The organism is Photobacterium sp. DA100, assembly GCF_029223585.1.
Taxonomy (GTDB): domain Bacteria; phylum Pseudomonadota; class Gammaproteobacteria; order Enterobacterales; family Vibrionaceae; genus Photobacterium.
The window spans coordinates 1414823-1431385 of record NZ_CP119423.1; the positions used below are offsets into that span (position 1 = coordinate 1414823).

Annotated in this window: 21 protein-coding genes; all 21 read left to right on the top strand. The window is 46.8% G+C overall.

All coding sequences use genetic code 11. From position 1 onward, the window contains the following. Positions 1–4 precede the first annotated feature (4 nt). Positions 5–718, top strand: coding sequence for a phage terminase small subunit (gene gpM, locus PTW35_RS06870; protein WP_281027062.1), 714 nt, complete (start codon positions 5–7; stop codon positions 716–718). Positions 719–821: 103 nt separating this feature from the next. Beyond that, a complete protein-coding gene (locus PTW35_RS06875; RefSeq protein WP_281027063.1) occupies positions 822–1244 on the top strand; it encodes a head completion/stabilization protein in 423 nt (140 codons plus the stop codon). Then, complete coding sequence (locus PTW35_RS06880; protein WP_281027064.1) at positions 1241–1747, top strand: phage tail protein; 507 nt, start codon at positions 1241–1243, stop codon at positions 1745–1747. Before PTW35_RS06875 ends, PTW35_RS06880 begins: the two co-directional genes overlap by 4 nt. After that, on the top strand, positions 1716–2372 hold the full coding sequence (locus PTW35_RS27220) for a virion morphogenesis protein (RefSeq protein ID WP_348637730.1): 657 nt from the start codon (positions 1716–1718) through the stop codon (positions 2370–2372). Before PTW35_RS06880 ends, PTW35_RS27220 begins: the two co-directional genes overlap by 32 nt. 4 nt (positions 2373–2376) lie before the next feature. Beyond that, on the top strand, positions 2377–3501 hold the full coding sequence (locus tag PTW35_RS06890; protein ID WP_281027066.1) for a DUF2586 domain-containing protein: 1125 nt from the start codon (positions 2377–2379) through the stop codon (positions 3499–3501). Between the two features lie 3 nt (positions 3502–3504). Beyond that, positions 3505–3960: a phage protein gene (locus PTW35_RS06895; protein WP_107297659.1), complete on the top strand. Its 456-nt coding sequence runs from the start codon at positions 3505–3507 to the stop codon at positions 3958–3960. Between the two features lie 9 nt (positions 3961–3969). After that, a complete protein-coding gene (locus PTW35_RS06900) occupies positions 3970–4188 on the top strand; it encodes a TraR/DksA C4-type zinc finger protein (protein WP_281027067.1) in 219 nt (72 codons plus the stop codon). Beyond that, positions 4185–4673 (top strand): hypothetical protein, encoded by a 489-nt coding sequence (locus tag PTW35_RS06905; RefSeq protein WP_281027068.1) that lies wholly within the window; start codon positions 4185–4187, stop codon positions 4671–4673. The genes PTW35_RS06900 and PTW35_RS06905 overlap by 4 nt, the downstream gene beginning before the upstream one ends. A gap of 9 nt (positions 4674–4682) precedes the next feature. After that, complete coding sequence (locus PTW35_RS06910; protein ID WP_281027069.1) at positions 4683–4913, top strand: hypothetical protein; 231 nt, start codon at positions 4683–4685, stop codon at positions 4911–4913. Between the two features lie 2 nt (positions 4914–4915). Next, positions 4916–5155, top strand: coding sequence for a hypothetical protein (locus PTW35_RS06915; RefSeq protein WP_107297663.1), 240 nt, complete (start codon positions 4916–4918; stop codon positions 5153–5155). Further along, positions 5152–5418, top strand: a complete 267-nt coding sequence (locus PTW35_RS06920) for a putative phage tail assembly chaperone (protein WP_281027070.1) — start codon at positions 5152–5154, stop codon at positions 5416–5418. Before PTW35_RS06915 ends, PTW35_RS06920 begins: the two co-directional genes overlap by 4 nt. 203 nt (positions 5419–5621) lie before the next feature. After that, on the top strand, positions 5622–7508 hold the full coding sequence (locus PTW35_RS06925; RefSeq protein ID WP_281027071.1) for a phage tail tape measure protein: 1887 nt from the start codon (positions 5622–5624) through the stop codon (positions 7506–7508). Beyond that, positions 7505–7843 carry a DUF2590 family protein gene (locus PTW35_RS06930; protein WP_281027072.1) on the top strand — a complete coding sequence of 113 codons (339 nt, stop codon included), beginning with the start codon at positions 7505–7507 and terminating at the stop codon, positions 7841–7843. Before PTW35_RS06925 ends, PTW35_RS06930 begins: the two co-directional genes overlap by 4 nt. Further along, entirely contained in the window at positions 7836–9023 is a 1188-nt protein-coding gene (locus tag PTW35_RS06935) for a baseplate J/gp47 family protein (RefSeq protein WP_281027073.1), read from the top strand. Before PTW35_RS06930 ends, PTW35_RS06935 begins: the two co-directional genes overlap by 8 nt. Then, on the top strand, positions 9010–9612 hold the full coding sequence (locus tag PTW35_RS06940; protein ID WP_281027074.1) for a phage tail protein: 603 nt from the start codon (positions 9010–9012) through the stop codon (positions 9610–9612). The genes PTW35_RS06935 and PTW35_RS06940 overlap by 14 nt, the downstream gene beginning before the upstream one ends. Before the next feature lie 13 nt (positions 9613–9625). After that, positions 9626–12508 (top strand): phage tail protein, encoded by a 2883-nt coding sequence (locus PTW35_RS06945; RefSeq protein ID WP_281027075.1) that lies wholly within the window; start codon positions 9626–9628, stop codon positions 12506–12508. A 17-nt stretch (positions 12509–12525) separates the two neighbouring features. Continuing rightward, positions 12526–13062 (top strand): adenine glycosylase, encoded by a 537-nt coding sequence (locus PTW35_RS06950; RefSeq protein ID WP_281027076.1) that lies wholly within the window; start codon positions 12526–12528, stop codon positions 13060–13062. A gap of 11 nt (positions 13063–13073) precedes the next feature. Next, positions 13074–13769, top strand: a complete 696-nt coding sequence (locus PTW35_RS06955; RefSeq protein WP_281027077.1) for a hypothetical protein — start codon at positions 13074–13076, stop codon at positions 13767–13769. After that, a complete protein-coding gene (locus PTW35_RS06960; RefSeq protein WP_281027078.1) occupies positions 13754–14446 on the top strand; it encodes a hypothetical protein in 693 nt (230 codons plus the stop codon). The genes PTW35_RS06955 and PTW35_RS06960 overlap by 16 nt, the downstream gene beginning before the upstream one ends. A 1-nt stretch (position 14447) precedes the next feature. Then, positions 14448–14645 (top strand): hypothetical protein, encoded by a 198-nt coding sequence (locus tag PTW35_RS06965; RefSeq protein ID WP_281027079.1) that lies wholly within the window; start codon positions 14448–14450, stop codon positions 14643–14645. A gap of 159 nt (positions 14646–14804) precedes the next feature. Further along, positions 14805–15908 (top strand): endonuclease/exonuclease/phosphatase family protein, encoded by a 1104-nt coding sequence (locus PTW35_RS06970; RefSeq protein ID WP_281027080.1) that lies wholly within the window; start codon positions 14805–14807, stop codon positions 15906–15908. The last annotated feature ends 655 nt before the right edge of the window (positions 15909–16563 follow it).

Sequence of the window (16563 nt, forward strand, 5' to 3'; positions counted from 1 at the left end):
AAAGATGGCTCGTTATTCACCTTGTCTTCGCGATAACGAAATCAAACAAGCCCGCAGTGAATCGCTGCGGGCAAAGGATACGGGTATCGCGCCTGAAAACTCTAGCTTGCACCTTCAGCTGATTGCGCTTGAGGAAGATATTAAGCGCCTTAAACAGCTAAGCCGCATTGCCGACAAGGTTGCGATGAAGCGCAACGAGTTATTACCAAAGTACATGCCTTATGTTGAGCGGTATTTGGCTGAGGGCGATGTGTTTGCCAACCAGGTATTTGCTTATGTGGTGATCTGGCTCTTCGACACAGAACAATTTGACCAGGCAATTGAATGGGCATTCTTGTGTATTGAGCAGGGGCAACCAACCCCGGATAGCGTGAAGCGAGATTGGCCACATTTTGCTGCTGATGCTGTGTTGGCATGGTGCGAGGTACAGGCCGAGCGGGGCAACAGTGTTGAGCCTTACTGTTCAACCGTTTTTGAGAAAGTCAGTAATGAATGGCGACTCAATGAAAAGCTTACCGCTAAATGGTTCAAGTTCTGCGGCCTACTGCTATTGCGGGACATTCACGGCAAAGCACTACCGAGCTCAGTAGAGAGCACTGACAAGTTACAACAGGCCACTGAATTGCTGATGAAGGCGCAGGAATTTAACCCTAAATGTGGCGTTAAAACTGTTTTAGAAAAAATTGATATGCGCCTGCGGGCGTTGACCGACTCCTAACCCTCCAAGGGTTTCTGGCTGAGGTGTTGACCAGCAATGGAAAACAATAACCGTCGATGCCAGTTAACCCTTACTTATTCAACGGTTCATAAGGTGATAGGCGATGAGCTTTGGCGGTAAATCAAACACGGATGTGAATACCAACATTCCCGGCAATGGATGGCCGGATTTATCGACCGAAGAGTTTCGCAGGGTTCGCCGTATCCCGACCGTATTTGATAACGACAGCATGGAAATGGCGATTCGTATTGCCTCGAAAGCGGTGAAAAAACAGTTGGTGTCGTTACTGAATGCCGAAGGCCAGCCGCCTAAACTTGATGACGATGACACCGCAATTTATAAGCGTGCGGTTTATGGCCGTGCCCATGGCGATTTGCTGCCAGAGTTTGCCACTCAAGACCGCCGCAAAGAAGCCAATAACTTAGCCACCGATAGCCAAGAACAGCAGGATGATTTCATTGCCCAGAGCAATCGAGATACCCGGTTGCTGCTTGGATTGGGTCGTGCATCGGTAGGGGTGATTTGATGGTAGAGGTTTATACCAAAACCAAATTACAGCACCTCACTGAGTACATGCTTGCCCATATGAAAAGCGATGTGCTGGAAAACAAGATTGATGCCTGGCAGGAGTCGGCAACGATTCAGGTGGACGGGGAAGATAGGGGGAACGGCGGGTATGTAGCCGCTCAGTGGCGTTACACCGCAGTGATTTCTATTGAAGAGTTTCCCCATCACAAATGTGACCCAAGGAACATCTTTGCGTTGGTGTCTTGTTGGTTATCTGACTGTGATAGCGAGCGTTATGAATATGAACTTGGTGATCCGCAAGTCAGCGTAGATGTGCTTTCACAGGAAGTGGCGGATGTAGCCATCGAAATCGAAATGATGGAGCCCATTGAGTTGATTCCAGACCTAGACGGTTCAATCACATGGCGTGGGCAGAGCTACCGGGTTCAGACCGTGCCTATTAACTATGCAGAAGAAGCCGAGGTGGGGAATGACTCCGACGATTCAGCTAAACGAACGTGACCGGCTGAATTTTGAAGAGAAGTTGGCACTGCTGGCAATGCCACCCAAAAAGCGGTTTTGGATACTGAAAACACTTGGGAGATGGGAAAGAGCAAATGCTAGGCGAAGGATAAGCCAGCAGCGAGATATTAAAGGCAGGGCATTAAAGCCGAGACAAAACCGAAAGAAAGGCAAGATTTTACGGCGAATGGGTAAGGGCTTGGAGCCTTATGTGAAGAACGCCAACCGCCTAGAACTGACTTGGAAGAACAAGCTAACAGGCCGAATTGCTGCCCGGCATCACGCAGGGCAGACACAAAAGGTAACGGCCGCCCAAATGCGAAAACGCTGGGGAATGCCTAACTACAAGGCTCCATGCACGAAGGGCCAAGCTAGGAAGCTACGGGAGCTAGGTTACACGGTACCAAGGAAAAGCGGCAAAGGCCGCAAGAAACCTTCTCTACGGTACATCATGCAAAGTGTTAGCCATGGTCAGGCAGGGTTGCTCATCAGGGAAATGACGAACCAGCCAAGTAAGCAGTCATGGAGCATCCCACTGGCTGAGCGCCAAATACTGGGAAGCCGAGAAAAGGATGTGAATCGCCAGCTTATCAAAATCATGGAGCAGGCACGCAGAAGGAACTGAAACAATGGGAATCGGTAAGGTAGAGGTAAACAACCTCAATTTAGGCCAAGGAACACCGCCAGAGATTGAACGGCATCTGCTGTATATCGGCACTACCAGTAAGCCTGAACTTCAAGGCAAAGTGACTCGCATTAACGCTATGACCAATTTGGATGATGTGGTGGCTGATGATGCGTTTGGTGACAATGTTCGTGCAGCACAGCTTAACGGGAAACAGAACTGGACTGCTGCAATCTATGGATTGCCTGCAGATGAAGATGCTGAGACATGGGTTGAAGCGATTGATAACGCCAACTTAACGGACAGTTTTGAAGGTATCGCGATTGTTGATCCGGTAACGGACAAAACTGATTTTGATGCGATGCAGTCCAAGGCTGAAGAGTTAACCAGCAAGCTAGGCCGCTGGGTGTTCATACTTGCTGCATGCAAGGGCATTGATAAACAAGCCCAGACCTGGTCGGACTATGAAACCGCTATGTTGGCTTTGGTGAAAGATGTGGCTGCCCGTTGGGTAGTGCCGGTTCCTTTGATCAATGGTAATAACGTCGGGGTACTGGGTGGCCGGCTGTGCGATCGCTCTGTCACAGTTGCTGATTCACCAATGCGTGTAACGACGGGTTCAGTGCTTAGCCTAGGTGAGATGCCAGTTGATAGCGCTGGCAAGGTGTTAGAAATGTCTACTATCGCCACGTTAGCTGAAGCCCGTTATTCGGTACCGCAATGGTATGCCGATTACGAAGGTATCTATTGGTCTGATGCTATGACGCTGGAAACCAAGACCGGTGATTACCAATACCTGGAGTACGTTCGCCCAGTTCATAAGGCCAACCGTCGTATTCGCTTCAAAGCCATTGGCCGTATTGCAGACCGCATCCTTAACTCAACGCCGCCAAGCATTGAGCTTAACCGTAGCTATTTTCGCAGTGTGTTGTTTGACATGGCCTTCACGACTGAAATCGGCGGTATTACCTTCCCAGGTGAAATCATGACGCCACGTGATGAGGACGTGATGATTACTTGGGAGACCAAAACCAAAGTCATTATCAGCATCATGATCCGTCCGCATAACTGCCCGAAACACATCGTGGTGAATATTGCACTTGATTTGAGTAATGGAGCAGGGAGCTAATTTATGTCGATGCGTTTATCTGGCAAGAACATGCATTTCACCTTGGGCGATATCAAGCTCAAGGCCCAGAAAGTGACCCTTTCTATTACTGATAACTCTGCAGTGAACAAAACCAGCGGTGTACCAGATGGTTATGTCGATGGCGATGTGGAGGCTTCTGGTGAACTTGAGTTGACCACGGCGCAATTTAACTTGCTCGGTAAAGCTGCCAAGAACGCCGGCGCATGGCGGGCGCTTCCGGCTTTTGATGCCATGTTCTACGGCAAGATTGATAAGGATGAGCTCAAGGTCGAAGCCTTTGGATGCCGTATTAAGCTTTCTGACCTACTTGATATCGATGGTACAGGCGGGAGTGCCTTAGTTCACAAGGTGCCATTTGAAGTATCGAGCCATAAGTTTGTTCGCATCAATGGAACGCCATATTTGCGTGATGATGAAACCGAAGGCTTGGTTCAGTAAGGGGACGGAATGACTGATGTTATCGACCAAGGCTGCCGTTTCGAAGCCCAATTCACTGAAATGGCGATTGCCAAGCAACGGGCAAGGTATCACCCGGTTGAACAACGGGAAAGCGCACATGAATGCGGCGAATGTGGCGAGCCGATTCCCGAAAAACGCCGCGAGAAAGTACCGGGGTGCAAGTACTGCACTTCATGCCAGGAACTAGCAGACAAGGGACGTCTATGAATATCGCGAAACGCTTTATTAACTATGTGATTAAGCCTGTGCTTGATCAGCTTGATGTAGCAGCAGGCGGTCACGGGAAGCTGAACACTGAGGCTGCGATTGCACTCATCATGATGATTGTGGCTCATGAGTCAGGAAAGCTGACTTACTCCAAACAGGTTCGTGGGCCCGCTCTCGGTTTCACCCAAATGGAGCCAGCGACTTTCTTCTGGTTGATTGAATGGCTGGGGAAATCGAAACCACATCTACTTGATGCCATGAGTATGTTCGGGGCTATCGGAGAGCATGACCCGCTAATGATGGTTGTGTGCCCACAGTACGCAGTGGCAGCAGCAAGGATGAATTTACTCCGTTTCCCAGAATCGCTACCTGCAGCAGATGATTTGGATGGCTTAGCGCGTTATGCCAAGAAGTATTGGAATACATCAGCTGGCAAGGCCACCGAAGCTGATTACAAAAACGCTTACTTACACATGATGGAATAGGAGCATGGCATGAACTTTATTACTGGCGTTCTACTGAAAACATTATTGGATGTGTTAAAGGGGCTGTTTTTTCAAATTGGCTGGAAAATCATTTTGGAACGGTTTGCCACTCGTGGTGTGGTTTGGGGGCTGGAAACCCTGAAGAACCTGACCACCAATGATGTTGTGCAGGCCACGGTCGATGATGTGATTGCATCCCTACAGGGTAAGCGCCTTAAAGAAATTCCACAGAAGGAATAGGTATGGATCCAAATTGGCTAAATGCGCTGGTAGCTCTGGCATCACTTCTCACATTACTAACCAGCGTGTTAATCGGCTACCTCTTTAGGCTTTCGAAAGAGCTGTCCGATTATAAAACCTATGTGGCACAGCATCACGCCACCAAAGAAGAACTCAAAGATATGGCGGAGAGGTTAGAGCGCCACTTTGATACCGGTTTTGACCGGGTTGTCGAAATGCTGAAACAAGGGAAAGTAGCATGAATGATCAACTGATTACGCTAGTCATTGCAGGCAAGGAGCTAGTATTCAAGCCATCGGAAGTGGAATACAACGATTACATGAATGAGCTAATGCCAGATAACAAGGTGGCTCCTGCTCATAACTTCTTGTTCAACACGGTTGATGATGGCTCCAAAGAGACACTGCGTGAAATTACCAATGCCAACCCAAGTGCGGCAGTGCAAATCACCGCTGCAGTAATGGCTGAGTATGCGCCGCAGTTGGAAATTTCGGTAAAAAAATAGATGGCCTTGTCGCGGCAATAGACCGTAACGATTACGGCAAGATGCTCGCCTGGCGGCGTAAGTGGTTACCAGGCGAGCCGGATACCGAAGCCAACTTGGCAAGGGCTATCTGGTTAGAAAAGAACTACTGGGAAAACATGCGAATGTCCACGGCGAACGGAGTTGCCAAAGCATTCAGCTCATAAGCAAGGAAGCTGTTATTCATGAGCTTACCGCAAGCATTGATGTTTCAGGTTGGGCTGATTGACAAAATCAGCAAGCCATTGGGAAACATTCAACGTCAATTCAATGATATGGGCCAGAGCTACCGCGATGGCACCCATACCATGGTCGCAGGGGCGGCAGGCGTGGCCGGGGCAGGATTAGCCTTGCAGGCCGCCTTGATGCCGGCCATTGAAATGGACCGTGTGTTGGGTGAGGTGAAATCACTTGGAGTAGCTGACGAGCAGCTACAGCAGTTAAGTGATACCGCCCTGAACTTTGCAGTGGACTATGGCAAGTCAGCGACGGAGTTCGTGGCAGCTTCTTATGATATTCAGTCTGCAATATCTGGCCTTGCGGGTAATGAGTTAGCTGAATTTACCAAGGCATCGGGTGTGCTGGCCGCAGCGACCAAGGCAGATACCGGCACGATTACCAACTATGTCGGCACCATGTACGGCATCTTCCAAAATACCGCGAACCAAATGGGTAAGGCTGATTGGGTGAATATGCTTGGCGGCCAAACAGCAAAAGCCGTTCAGATGTTCAAAACAACGGGTGATCAGATGTCGGCGGCATTCACCTCTGTTGGAGCATCAGCAACCTCGGTTGGCGTGGGTATGACAGAGCAGATGGCGATTCTGGGCACCTTGCAGGCCACTATGTCAGGCAGCGAGGCGGGTACTAAATACCGTTCTTTCCTTGCTGGCGCAGCAAAAGCTGAAGATGCACTGAATATGTCGTTTACTGATTCTCAAGGCCAGTTACTTCCTATTGTGGATATCCTCAACCAAATCAAAGGCCGCTATGGAGAAACGCTCTCTGTTGCTGAAGGCGCTGAGTTAAGTAAGGCATTCGGAACGAAAGATGCGGTAGCCATGATCCAGCTGTTAATGCAAAACACGGAAGGGTTGGCATCCTCCATAAATGACCTTGGTGATGTTAAAGGGCTAGATGTTGCTGAGCAGATGGCCGGAGCTATGACCGACCAATGGGAGCGCTTCGAGCAACTTATCTTCGCGATTCGTGCCTCGTTCGGTCAGGCATTGCTACCAGTGATTCTGCCCGTAGTTCAGGCCATCGCTGATGGTGGTAAAGAGGTTTTGCTCTGGACGAAGCTATTCCCGAACCTGACCAAGTACATCGGCTTGGCTGGCGTTACCGTCCTGAGCTTAGTGGCCGCCGGAGGCTTGTTCACCATGATGGTCGGTATTGGTAAGCAGGCTATGGTGGCTTTCACTCTAACCATGAAAATTTGGGCTGGGATGAACCTGGTGATCACCAAAGGGTTGGCAGCATTAAGGGCGGCAATGTTGGCGGCCAATATTGTGATGGCAGCGAACCCAATCATTTTGGTAGTAGGTGCTGTTGTAGCAGCCATCGCCGCTGTGGGAACCCTGATTTACTACTGGGATGATCTCAAGGCTAGCTTTGGTGACACCATTTGGTTCCAAGTGCTCGAGTCTGCAATCACCCTTCTTACCGCACCTTTCCAAGCATTGTTCCAGTTCCTGAAAGGTGGGTGGCAATGGGTAATGAGTGGTTTCACCGACACCAGTGGCTTTGATGGTTTGTTCGCCTTAGCTGATAGCTTGCGAAATATTTTCGGTTCGGTGTTCAGCTGGATAACCGAGCAACTGGGAGGTCTGTGGGATACGGCGAAGAAAGTCATGGATTGGATACCAGGCTTTGGTGGCGATGACACAGAAGTAAAATCACAAGCTGTTCAGCAGGCCACGCCAAGAGCAGCCATTCAACCAGGCGGTGCAGCCAAGAACATAGCTTCGTATACAAGTAGCAGCACGAGTTATGGCCCAATCAGTATTCACGCCCAGCAGATGAACAACCCGCAAGACTTCGCCACAGAAATGGAGTTTATCGCCGGATGATTTATCAAGATCTACTAATCGAAAATGGAGACGTGGTGCTGGATGCAGGCCGTAACCCTGTGTTGATTCAAGACCGTGCCGTTATCGCTCAAGACATCAAGCACGCGATTTTGGAAAGCAATTTGGCCGTTGAGCTGATTGCTGAGCGGAGCTCATCTAAAAAAGCAGATATTCGAACCCAGCTTGAGCTGTTGGTAGAAGAAGACGTTCGATTGGTGCCAGGTACCGTGCGACTAGAAGAACCTAAGGAAGGCCTCATTTTTGTTTTCGCCACGACTACAGACTTTGGTGACGTAACTTTGGATATCACAACTTCGGAGACAACCAATGTCTGATATTCCCAAGCCAGATTACGCCGAACTTGTGAAGCAATCCGGTATTCCTACTGATGAAGCGAGTTGGAAAAAAATGCTGAAAGAAGAGATGGAAAAGGAAGAGTGCATCATCTCTAATGATTCGCCTTTCTCTCCGTTCTGGCGCTTGATTGAATCTGCTGTTGTGAAAGTCACCTTGTGGCTCATCAATACGCTATTGGTGGGTTATGTTTTGCCAAATATGTTTGTCGCGACTGCAGCAGACCAATGGTTAGATTTACTTGCTTGGCAGTGCAAACTGACTCGCAAAGGGGCAACCAAAGCTAAAGGTTTGATCGCCTTTCAGCGTGCTGCCGCAAAAGGCCCAACGTTAGTCATTCCAAAAGATACTTGGATTCAGACCGAACCTATTAACGGCAATATTTACCGCGTTCGTGTGCTTGCTGATACCACGCTGCCAGAAAACGAAACAATGATCATAGCTGAAGTGGAAGCTGAAAATGAAGGCGCGGCCTACAACCTTGGTGAAGGTTACTACCACATTCTACCAACTGCGATACCAGGTATTGCAGCTGCAACAAACCCAGCTGAATGGCTAACCGAGGCGGGTGCAGACAAAGAAAGCAATGATGAACTTCGATTGCGTATTCGCAACCAGTGGAGCGCGGTGGCGAAATGGCACATTGATGCAGCTTACCGTTCATTGCTAACGAGTCGCGCAGGTATTAACGACGATAACGTGTATTTCGAGCATAACGCACCACGTGGCCCAGGTACCGCCAATTCCTACATTTTGCTTGATACGGGTGAACCATCACCAGAAATGCTTGCTGATTTAAATGCTCATATTCGTGAGCAAGGGCAACACGGTCATGGTGATGATCTGCAGGTGATGGCGATGCCAGAAACGCAGGTCAAAATTGTTTGCCGAGTGTGGCCGATTCGCTCACTCACAATGGATGAGCGCACCCAGTTAAAAGCTGCCGTTGAAAAGTTCATCGGGGCGGCCTTCCGCGAGAACACCGATTATTCGCCAACCGTGACCAATCCGGTATTGCGCTTTAGTTTCTCCAAATTAGGGCAAGAGCTACACGGCCAATTCTCTGAGATTGAATCACTCGAGTTCGACAATGCCGATATCATCAACAATCTGACGGTACCACGCATTCAGACGTTGGAGGTATCCATTGAAAATACCTGAGATAAACCTTCGCTACTGGATGGGGAGAGGTGAACTGGCGAAACTCGCTAGAGCCCTTCGCAATTACTGGGAGCATGTGAAAGCCGCATTTGAAATGCCACTGCAGCAACACGACCCACTAACCGCACCGATTGCGCTGGTCAACATCCTTGCATGGCAAAGGGATGTAGAACGACTTGGTCAAGAGCCAGAAGAACTGTTTCGCATTCGTGTGGCTCATGCCTATGGTTTTGCCCGTGATGCAGGTTCGGTATCCGGCTGGGAAGACATGTTTGCAAAGCTTGGTTATCCGCACATTGCTCAAGATGAAAGGTTAGTGAACGTCGATTGGGATGTGATCAGCCTGAAGATTCGAGACGGTGATTTAACCAATGTCCCGAAGTTATTAGACACAGTAGTGCGTCAATACGGGCGCACCTGTCGCCGTTATCAATACACTAGTTATGTCGAAATGCCGTTGGCCGCGCGAAGCAAGAACGTCGAAGCACAATATTCAACGTCACACGTTAAAACACGGATAAACGTTGCTGGGTTGCCGAACGTGCTCAATGTCGATTGTGAATATTACCAAGCCACAGTGAAAGGTTAAGGAACAACTAAAGATGGCAAATACCACTGACAAGTCAATTTTAACCGCCGCAGGTAAAGCGCTGTTGGCACAGCTCAATGCAGAAGAGAAGCCACTAATCATCGACAAGATGATTTTCGCTAACGTGCCAAACCGCCAAGAGTATCCACAACCTGATGATGTGGTACCAACTGATAACGTTGTTCACCAAGAAGCTGTAGAGCAGCGTGGCCGACTCTCTGCGGACTCGGTAATTTACAGCACTACACTAACCAGTGACGTTGGCCCTTTCGATTTCAACTGGACAGGCGCGTACTGCTCTGAATATGGCGTATTGGTAACAATCGACCACCATGCACTAACACCAAAGACCGCCGATGAACCAGGTGTTGCAGGTAACACTTTAGTGCGTTCCGTTGTACTGGAATACAAGGACATTGCGGAAATCACCAATATCACGGTGGATGCTTCAACTTGGCAGTACAACGCCAATGAGCGTATGAAGAAAATGGACACCGATGTTGCTCAAGCCATCATCGACCAGAACGGAAAAGATTGGTTTATCGAAGACGGTTTCTTGGTAACGCCTCAAGCGAGCGCATTCAACATTAAAGCGGGTGCCGGCTATGTGTCGGGCAATCGTGTCACGCTCGAATTTGATCGCAATGTCCAAGCCCCTAACAAGCCATCATTCATCTACGTAGACGCACACCGCGAAGGAACGCCAACAGGAGAGCAAGTCACCCTGTTTGATTTCGTGGTCACAACAGAAGAGAAAGACGACTACACCGATGCAAATGGCGTGAAGCACTTTGTGTGCAAGATTGCTCAGGTGTTGGCTGATGGTTCAGTGAGTGATTTGCGCCCAGAGGGGGAGAGTGCTAGTCGAAAGTATGTAAACGATGGGGATTTATCAACGGCAAGAGAATTGGCCATAGAGAGTAGTATTATAGACTACAAAGATTCGCTAAATATAACGCCTATTTCTGGGGAAGTAATGAAATTCCCAGGTTCGGCATTATTGCGAGTTCCTAGTTTTTTGTTAGATGGGACATCATTACCCGAAGAGGCGATCTTAGATTCAAAACCCGATATAAGTGGGTTTGCTACAGTTAACGGTGGCTTAAGTGTAAAATTTGAGCCAATCTCAACTGTATTTATTTCTTCTGTGCAGGATGTTTCTATTGAGCTAAACCCAGCCGCGAAAAAGGCGTTTATAGCAGGCCAGCAAGTTCATGCATCGAGATATTATGCGGGTGGTGATTTGGTCTATGAATTGATTTATGATGTTGTGCCGGACGATCCTGGTGCGCAAGGACTCTTTAATCACACGCTGAGCAACGGACTATATCTGAAGTTAAAGAATCCTCAGTTGATTTCACAGGCAGGGGCAAGAAAAAATCAGGATGTAACAAATATTTTAAACCAATGTATTAGCTATATGTCTCCGTACAAACGAGAGATTGCGCTGGGTAGTGATTACTTTATTGCTGGGACTCTTTATCCTGACAAAAATACGTCGATAGATGGCCGTGGTGCGGTTCTTACCAACAACACTCAATTGTTGTTTGATATTGCATCGGGAAAAGATGATGTCACATTGAGGGATTTTACCTTGGATGGTCAAGGTAAAGATATTTCTCGTATCATTAATATTCAGCGAAATGTAAAAAGGCCAAAGTTACTAAATTTATTGTTTAAAAATGTTTCATCGTCAACTTTTTTACGTTGCGTGGACTTTAGCGATGATGGTGTGGAAGGTTTTGAATTCAATGGGCTAGGGTGCGTCAATATCACTGCCGCAGGGAATGATATTGTCGGTGACATTGATGGTATGTGTCGGCTGATACAGATGAATAATTACCAAACAACAGCTACTACAAACCCGAGTTCAGGTAAGATAAGAAATACTTCCGGTAGAAAGCTAGGGACTAGAGAAGATGGTGATTTAATTCATTTGCAGTCTGATTCAGATCGAGAGTTTTCTATTGAAGTTGAAAATACCTTTGGAGCTGAAATAGCAAAGCGATTAATTAAGATTCAGGCTAATGGTATTAAAGTTAAGGGCTCTTATGCCGATGCTCGAGATAACACTGAGGACATGTGGAGTATCGTTTCCGCATACGGTAAAAACTGCACGGTGTTAGATACGTTTGGGATAGGTCGTGTATTTGGTGCTGTAGATACTGAAGGCGACAATAACAAAGTTCGTAATTCAGAGTTAATTCAGTATGTGAAAGCTGCTAATTCGTTTGTTGTCCTCGTAGCAAAAGGGGCAAACGTTGTTGTGTCTGCATCTAATGGTGTGGGTGTTGATGATATCGTCAGGGCTCGAACCGATAAAGGTAGTATTTCTCGGTTGAAAGTATCTGATGTGTCAGGTGTCGCAGAGCGAACACTAGTCTCAGCTTCAGTTAATTCAGATAATAATTTTGATATCGACGATTTGGATATTGGTGATGTATATGGCCGTTGCGCGGGAACTACTCATGCACCAATCGACATTTTTAAAGACCCAGATGCAACAGGGCTGCTTAAAAATGTCTCTCTGGGCGACGTAAACCTAAAAACAGATGGTTACTTTATTTGTGCAAATATCCGCGATGTTGATGATCTGGATGTGTCAGATATGAAAGCAAGCGGGCACACTTCAACAGCGTTGCAGTTGGCAAGATGTACGGAAGTAGATTTGAATAATATCTCAGGGGCGAAAACAACCGTCAAGATGATTGACTGTGTGGATACCATTAGTACCAATATTAAGCGTGGTTCAGAGAAAGGCATTCATTATATTGGTGGTGATGACCATATTGCAGATGGTGTGTATGTTCGCAAAGGTGCAAACCCTGTTTACCAGGATGAAGCTAACTTACCGACAAATGTTCAAGTCGGTTCTGCGATGATTATGAATTCGTAATACAGGGTTTATTTTTTATGCTAACCCTAAACGGAACCCAACTCCCATTAAAGAACCTACGCATTAGCGTTCGTCAGCAATTGGCCGGACAGGATATGTCCGGCCAGACCTCGGCTACCGACCAAGCGGAAACAGGTAGCAAGGGTAAAATTCTGACAGTGAAAGGCGTGATCCCATTTACCAAAAAACAGCTATTAACCAACTTGTTCAGCATGGCGGAAGCACAAGAAAACGATGCTCGCCAAATCTATCGCATTAGCAATAAAACGGCAGAAGCCTTGAAAATTCGCCAGGTGAAATTTCAAGGAGCCGTTCGTGCTGATGAGCAAGATTCTCATCGACAATGGAGCGTTTCATTTGAACTGGTAGAACATCTATCGGTACCAGAACGAGTCGAGCAACGCCAATCGGACAAACCAGCAGCTCAGCAGAAGGTACAGGGTGTAACCACTCCAGTTGAAACAGGGACGCAAGTTGATGCACCACCAGATACCAATGTTGAGCTGACAGGCTTAATGGGAGTGCTAAAACGACTTGATGACTCCTTGGCATGAAGTGAAAGATCATGACAGCAAATCATAACTTTATTTGTCGGGTTTACCTTGGTAGTCAAAAGGTAAAAGTGAAATCGCACAGGGTATCATTAACAGAAAACACGCCAGGGCGATGTAAGTTGACCGTAGAAGGTAACCCAGACAGTGACACTATTGTGGCCGTTGACTTGGGTTGGGGCGATTCGATTGATCGGGTTTTCCTTGGTTATGTTGAACGGGTGCAGCCGGCTGAAAATGGTTGGTCAGATATTTTTTGTAGGGAACTGGCTGCTGTTCTCTATCACCCTTTTAATGTGATCATGCGTCATCCAACCTTGATGCAGTTATTGAGTAACTTGACCCAGCAAACGGGACTGCAATTTGTGGTACCGGAGAAGGCTTACAGCAAAACGTCAATCCCTTGCTTCTATAGCGATGGCAATGGGTATCGCATCATGGATGAGCTGGCCCAAGCCTTCAGCATTGACGACTTATTCTGGCAACAGCAGGGCAATGGGCAGATATTTGTTGGCAGCTGGGAAGATTCGTATTGGGCTGATAAGCCAATAACCCTTCCCAATGAACTGATGACCAAACACACCGCGAATAAATCGGTCAGGTTACCGGCACTCCCAAAACTCAAGCCGGGTGTGATGGTTAACGGCATCCGCCTGTCATCAGTTGAATTTGAAGGCACGGAGGCCAAACTAACATGGAAAGTACAATAAAGCGGATTATCTTCCGTCTATTCCCTGAGCTAACGGGCCGTTGGCACTTGCCTAGATGGGGTAAGGTGGTGGCCCTGCCTGAGTTGCCAGAAGAAGGGCAACAGTCCGATAGGTTCTATCCTTACTACGCGGCAGATATCCAGCTGTTGGATGAAAAGGGTGTCGATTATAAAAACAAACCCCCATTACAGGCAGTACCTTTGCCCGTTCCTGGTGTGGGCGATCATGCAGGAAGGTTGGAGCCGCCTGCTATTGGTAGCATCGTTGAGCTGGGGTTCATCTTCGGCCAACCAGATAAGCCATTCATTCGCTGCGTTCTCCCGCTTGGCTTTAAGTTACCAGGTATCAAAGAAGGCGAGAGTCGTTACCAACAGCGGCAAGGTGTTTATCACCTGGTAGACCAAGAGGGCAACTTCGAGCGAAAGACAGATAAAGATGAACAGCTTGAATGCCTTAATCAACGCATCAAGGTGCTGGAGAACCGGTTAGCTGAAATCAATGGCGACCATACTGAAACGGTAAAAGGGAACAAGACGACCACCGCTAAGCACATCACCGAAGATGCCAACACCATCAAGATGAACGGCGGTACTGGTGTTTGTACTGGCGCAACGATTTGCCCGTTCACTGGAAAGCCACACGTGGATGTATCTAAAACCGTATTTGCAGGGAAGTAATATGGCACTCAGTAAAACATCACTCAAGCAACGAATCATCACAGAACTACAGGCCAAAGGCTTTGTCACAGAAGGGGAGTTTGCCCAAGCTGGCAGCATGGCCGAAGCCATCGCCAATGCTGTGGTTGATGAACTCACACAGAACGCTAAAGTGGATGTTAAGGGTGGGAGTTCTGAGGGGCTACACAATTTAGTCTGAAATGTTAAGTGGCTCAAAAATTAAGTTTGCATGGTTTGTAGTTCGGTAATGTTGGACTATGTTTGCTTTGCATATAGCCTATTTGTTGTTTTCGGTAGAGCGGCTGACTACCAAGTAATACGTTTATGCCACATCAAATTGAATGCAAAGGAGGCAATTGTGAGAATACGTATTGCGAACTACAACCTAGAAAATATTTTTAATCGCTTTGATTTTTCTGCCTTTGGTAATAGTCAAGATGCAGATCGCTCCCAGCGTTATCTACCACCAATTGTTAATTATCTAACTGATTTTAGAAGTAATGATCTTACTGAGTTTGAAGATTTCAAACAGACATTACGAGCAGCATTCCTTTCTCAGGAAGATGATAAACGCCAACACACCGCACTAGCTATCAAAGAAGCTGACGCCGATTTACTATGTTTGCAAGAAGTTGACAGTATTGATGCGCTACTTAAATTCCGTGACTTGTATTTAAATAAAACTCAAGGAAATGATTATAAACAAGTTGTTTTGCATGAAGGAAATGATAGAAGAGGGATTGATGTTGCTGCGATGGCAACAGCCAAATTCCCGATTTATTCAAGGTCACATGCCCATATGACGAGAGCAGACCTGGGTAGTAAAGAACATAGAGATGAACTTATAAATAGATTTCCAGTAGCAAAAAAAGAAATGAATAAAAGGGGGCGTATTTTCAATCGAGATTGTCTTGAACTCGAGGTTCGTAAAGATGGTAAAGAGTTGACGGTTTTTGTCTGTCATTTTAAGTCTATGGGAGGTGGACGTGATAAGACCATAGGTGAGCGTACTCTTGAAGCTCTAGCCGTTCGACATTTGATTGAAAGTAAATTTGATAATCCTGAAAAGGCTAACTGGATTGTAATTGGCGATTTAAATGATTATAGAGAGCAAGTAAAAGTTAGAGCCGATGGTTCTGAAGACTTAGTTACTGAAGAAAGTTCTGGTTTAGATCCTTTATTAGATGGCGGGTTTGCAGTAAACCTAGTATCTAGACTCGAGCCGATGCAACGATGGACTCACTATTATAGCTGGGGAAAAACAAAATCTCAGCTGGATTATATTCTTGTATCACCTGCAATCGCGAATGCTAACCACGATGCACAACCTGAGGTTATACGTAATGGTATGCCATTAAGAGTGCCTAATACTGATGATGTGGAGAGGTTTCCACGCATAGGATGGGATAGGCCAAAAGCAAGTGATCATTGCCCAGTAGTTGTAACAGTGACAATACCGTAAAAGCTAGGTCGTCTAAAAAGGGTAAGAGTTGTTCTCTTACCCTTTTTTGTTGCCTATTGAAGGCCACGGCGTAGAAATATTTCCCACGAAATCCGCACTCTTCCTCCCCTCCCGCGCGCTTATCGATCAAATAATTTTTCAGTTTTGCTTTTACGTAGTTCGAAGACCAGCATTAGGAATGCAATACATGCTCAGACCGCTTGAATAAAGGGGGGAGGGTGAGATTAGGAAACCTTAAAACTGCAGTAGGGAAGACCAGGGAAAACATCAAAGAATGATCAAAATTTCAGTGGATTTCATTCTAATGATCTCTGTGAATAGGTGGATGCTTTGACTAAGTCACTGTATTAAAAGAAAAGGCGTGGTTTTTCGTGGTGGGTTGGTTGATCGCGTTATGATCGTTCATTTGAGAGTATGGTTTAAGTGCTTGAAAAACAAGTAACTTGAAAATGAATCCCTCTTTTCAAACTGAAATACTCAGGAGAAATTTTTATACGGGGTTAGGAGAGGGGGAGTGAATGGTATAAAAATTATCTGCCGCCATTTTGTCGCCATCACTCTGATTTTTCTAAAGCTAACTGATTCTATCTGGTTGTATTAAAACAAAAAAAGGCCCCCTACTTGAGGGGGCAATATTTACCATCGCTGTTATTAT

What these genes read in the sequence shown, in the direction of transcription:
- PTW35_RS06895 (WP_107297659.1), top strand. Translation starts at nt 3,505, where the DNA reads ATGTCGATGCGTTTATCTGGCAAGAACATGCATTTCACCTTGGGCGAT.
- PTW35_RS06960 (WP_281027078.1), top strand. Translation starts at nt 13,754, where the DNA reads ATGGAAAGTACAATAAAGCGGATTATCTTCCGTCTATTCCCTGAGCTA.
- PTW35_RS06910 (WP_281027069.1), top strand. Translation starts at nt 4,683, where the DNA reads ATGAACTTTATTACTGGCGTTCTACTGAAAACATTATTGGATGTGTTA.
- PTW35_RS06935 (WP_281027073.1), top strand. Translation starts at nt 7,836, where the DNA reads ATGTCTGATATTCCCAAGCCAGATTACGCCGAACTTGTGAAGCAATCC.
- PTW35_RS06890 (WP_281027066.1), top strand. Translation starts at nt 2,377, where the DNA reads ATGGGAATCGGTAAGGTAGAGGTAAACAACCTCAATTTAGGCCAAGGA.
- PTW35_RS06920 (WP_281027070.1), top strand. Translation starts at nt 5,152, where the DNA reads ATGAATGATCAACTGATTACGCTAGTCATTGCAGGCAAGGAGCTAGTA.
- PTW35_RS06945 (WP_281027075.1), top strand. Translation starts at nt 9,626, where the DNA reads ATGGCAAATACCACTGACAAGTCAATTTTAACCGCCGCAGGTAAAGCG.
- PTW35_RS06955 (WP_281027077.1), top strand. Translation starts at nt 13,074, where the DNA reads ATGACAGCAAATCATAACTTTATTTGTCGGGTTTACCTTGGTAGTCAA.
- PTW35_RS06965 (WP_281027079.1), top strand. Translation starts at nt 14,448, where the DNA reads ATGGCACTCAGTAAAACATCACTCAAGCAACGAATCATCACAGAACTA.
- PTW35_RS06950 (WP_281027076.1), top strand. Translation starts at nt 12,526, where the DNA reads ATGCTAACCCTAAACGGAACCCAACTCCCATTAAAGAACCTACGCATT.
- PTW35_RS06925 (WP_281027071.1), top strand. Translation starts at nt 5,622, where the DNA reads ATGAGCTTACCGCAAGCATTGATGTTTCAGGTTGGGCTGATTGACAAA.
- PTW35_RS06930 (WP_281027072.1), top strand. Translation starts at nt 7,505, where the DNA reads ATGATTTATCAAGATCTACTAATCGAAAATGGAGACGTGGTGCTGGAT.
- PTW35_RS06905 (WP_281027068.1), top strand. Translation starts at nt 4,185, where the DNA reads ATGAATATCGCGAAACGCTTTATTAACTATGTGATTAAGCCTGTGCTT.
- gpM (WP_281027062.1), top strand. Translation starts at nt 5, where the DNA reads ATGGCTCGTTATTCACCTTGTCTTCGCGATAACGAAATCAAACAAGCC.
- PTW35_RS27220 (WP_348637730.1), top strand. Translation starts at nt 1,716, where the DNA reads ATGACTCCGACGATTCAGCTAAACGAACGTGACCGGCTGAATTTTGAA.
- PTW35_RS06875 (WP_281027063.1), top strand. Translation starts at nt 822, where the DNA reads ATGAGCTTTGGCGGTAAATCAAACACGGATGTGAATACCAACATTCCC.
- PTW35_RS06900 (WP_281027067.1), top strand. Translation starts at nt 3,970, where the DNA reads ATGACTGATGTTATCGACCAAGGCTGCCGTTTCGAAGCCCAATTCACT.
- PTW35_RS06915 (WP_107297663.1), top strand. Translation starts at nt 4,916, where the DNA reads ATGGATCCAAATTGGCTAAATGCGCTGGTAGCTCTGGCATCACTTCTC.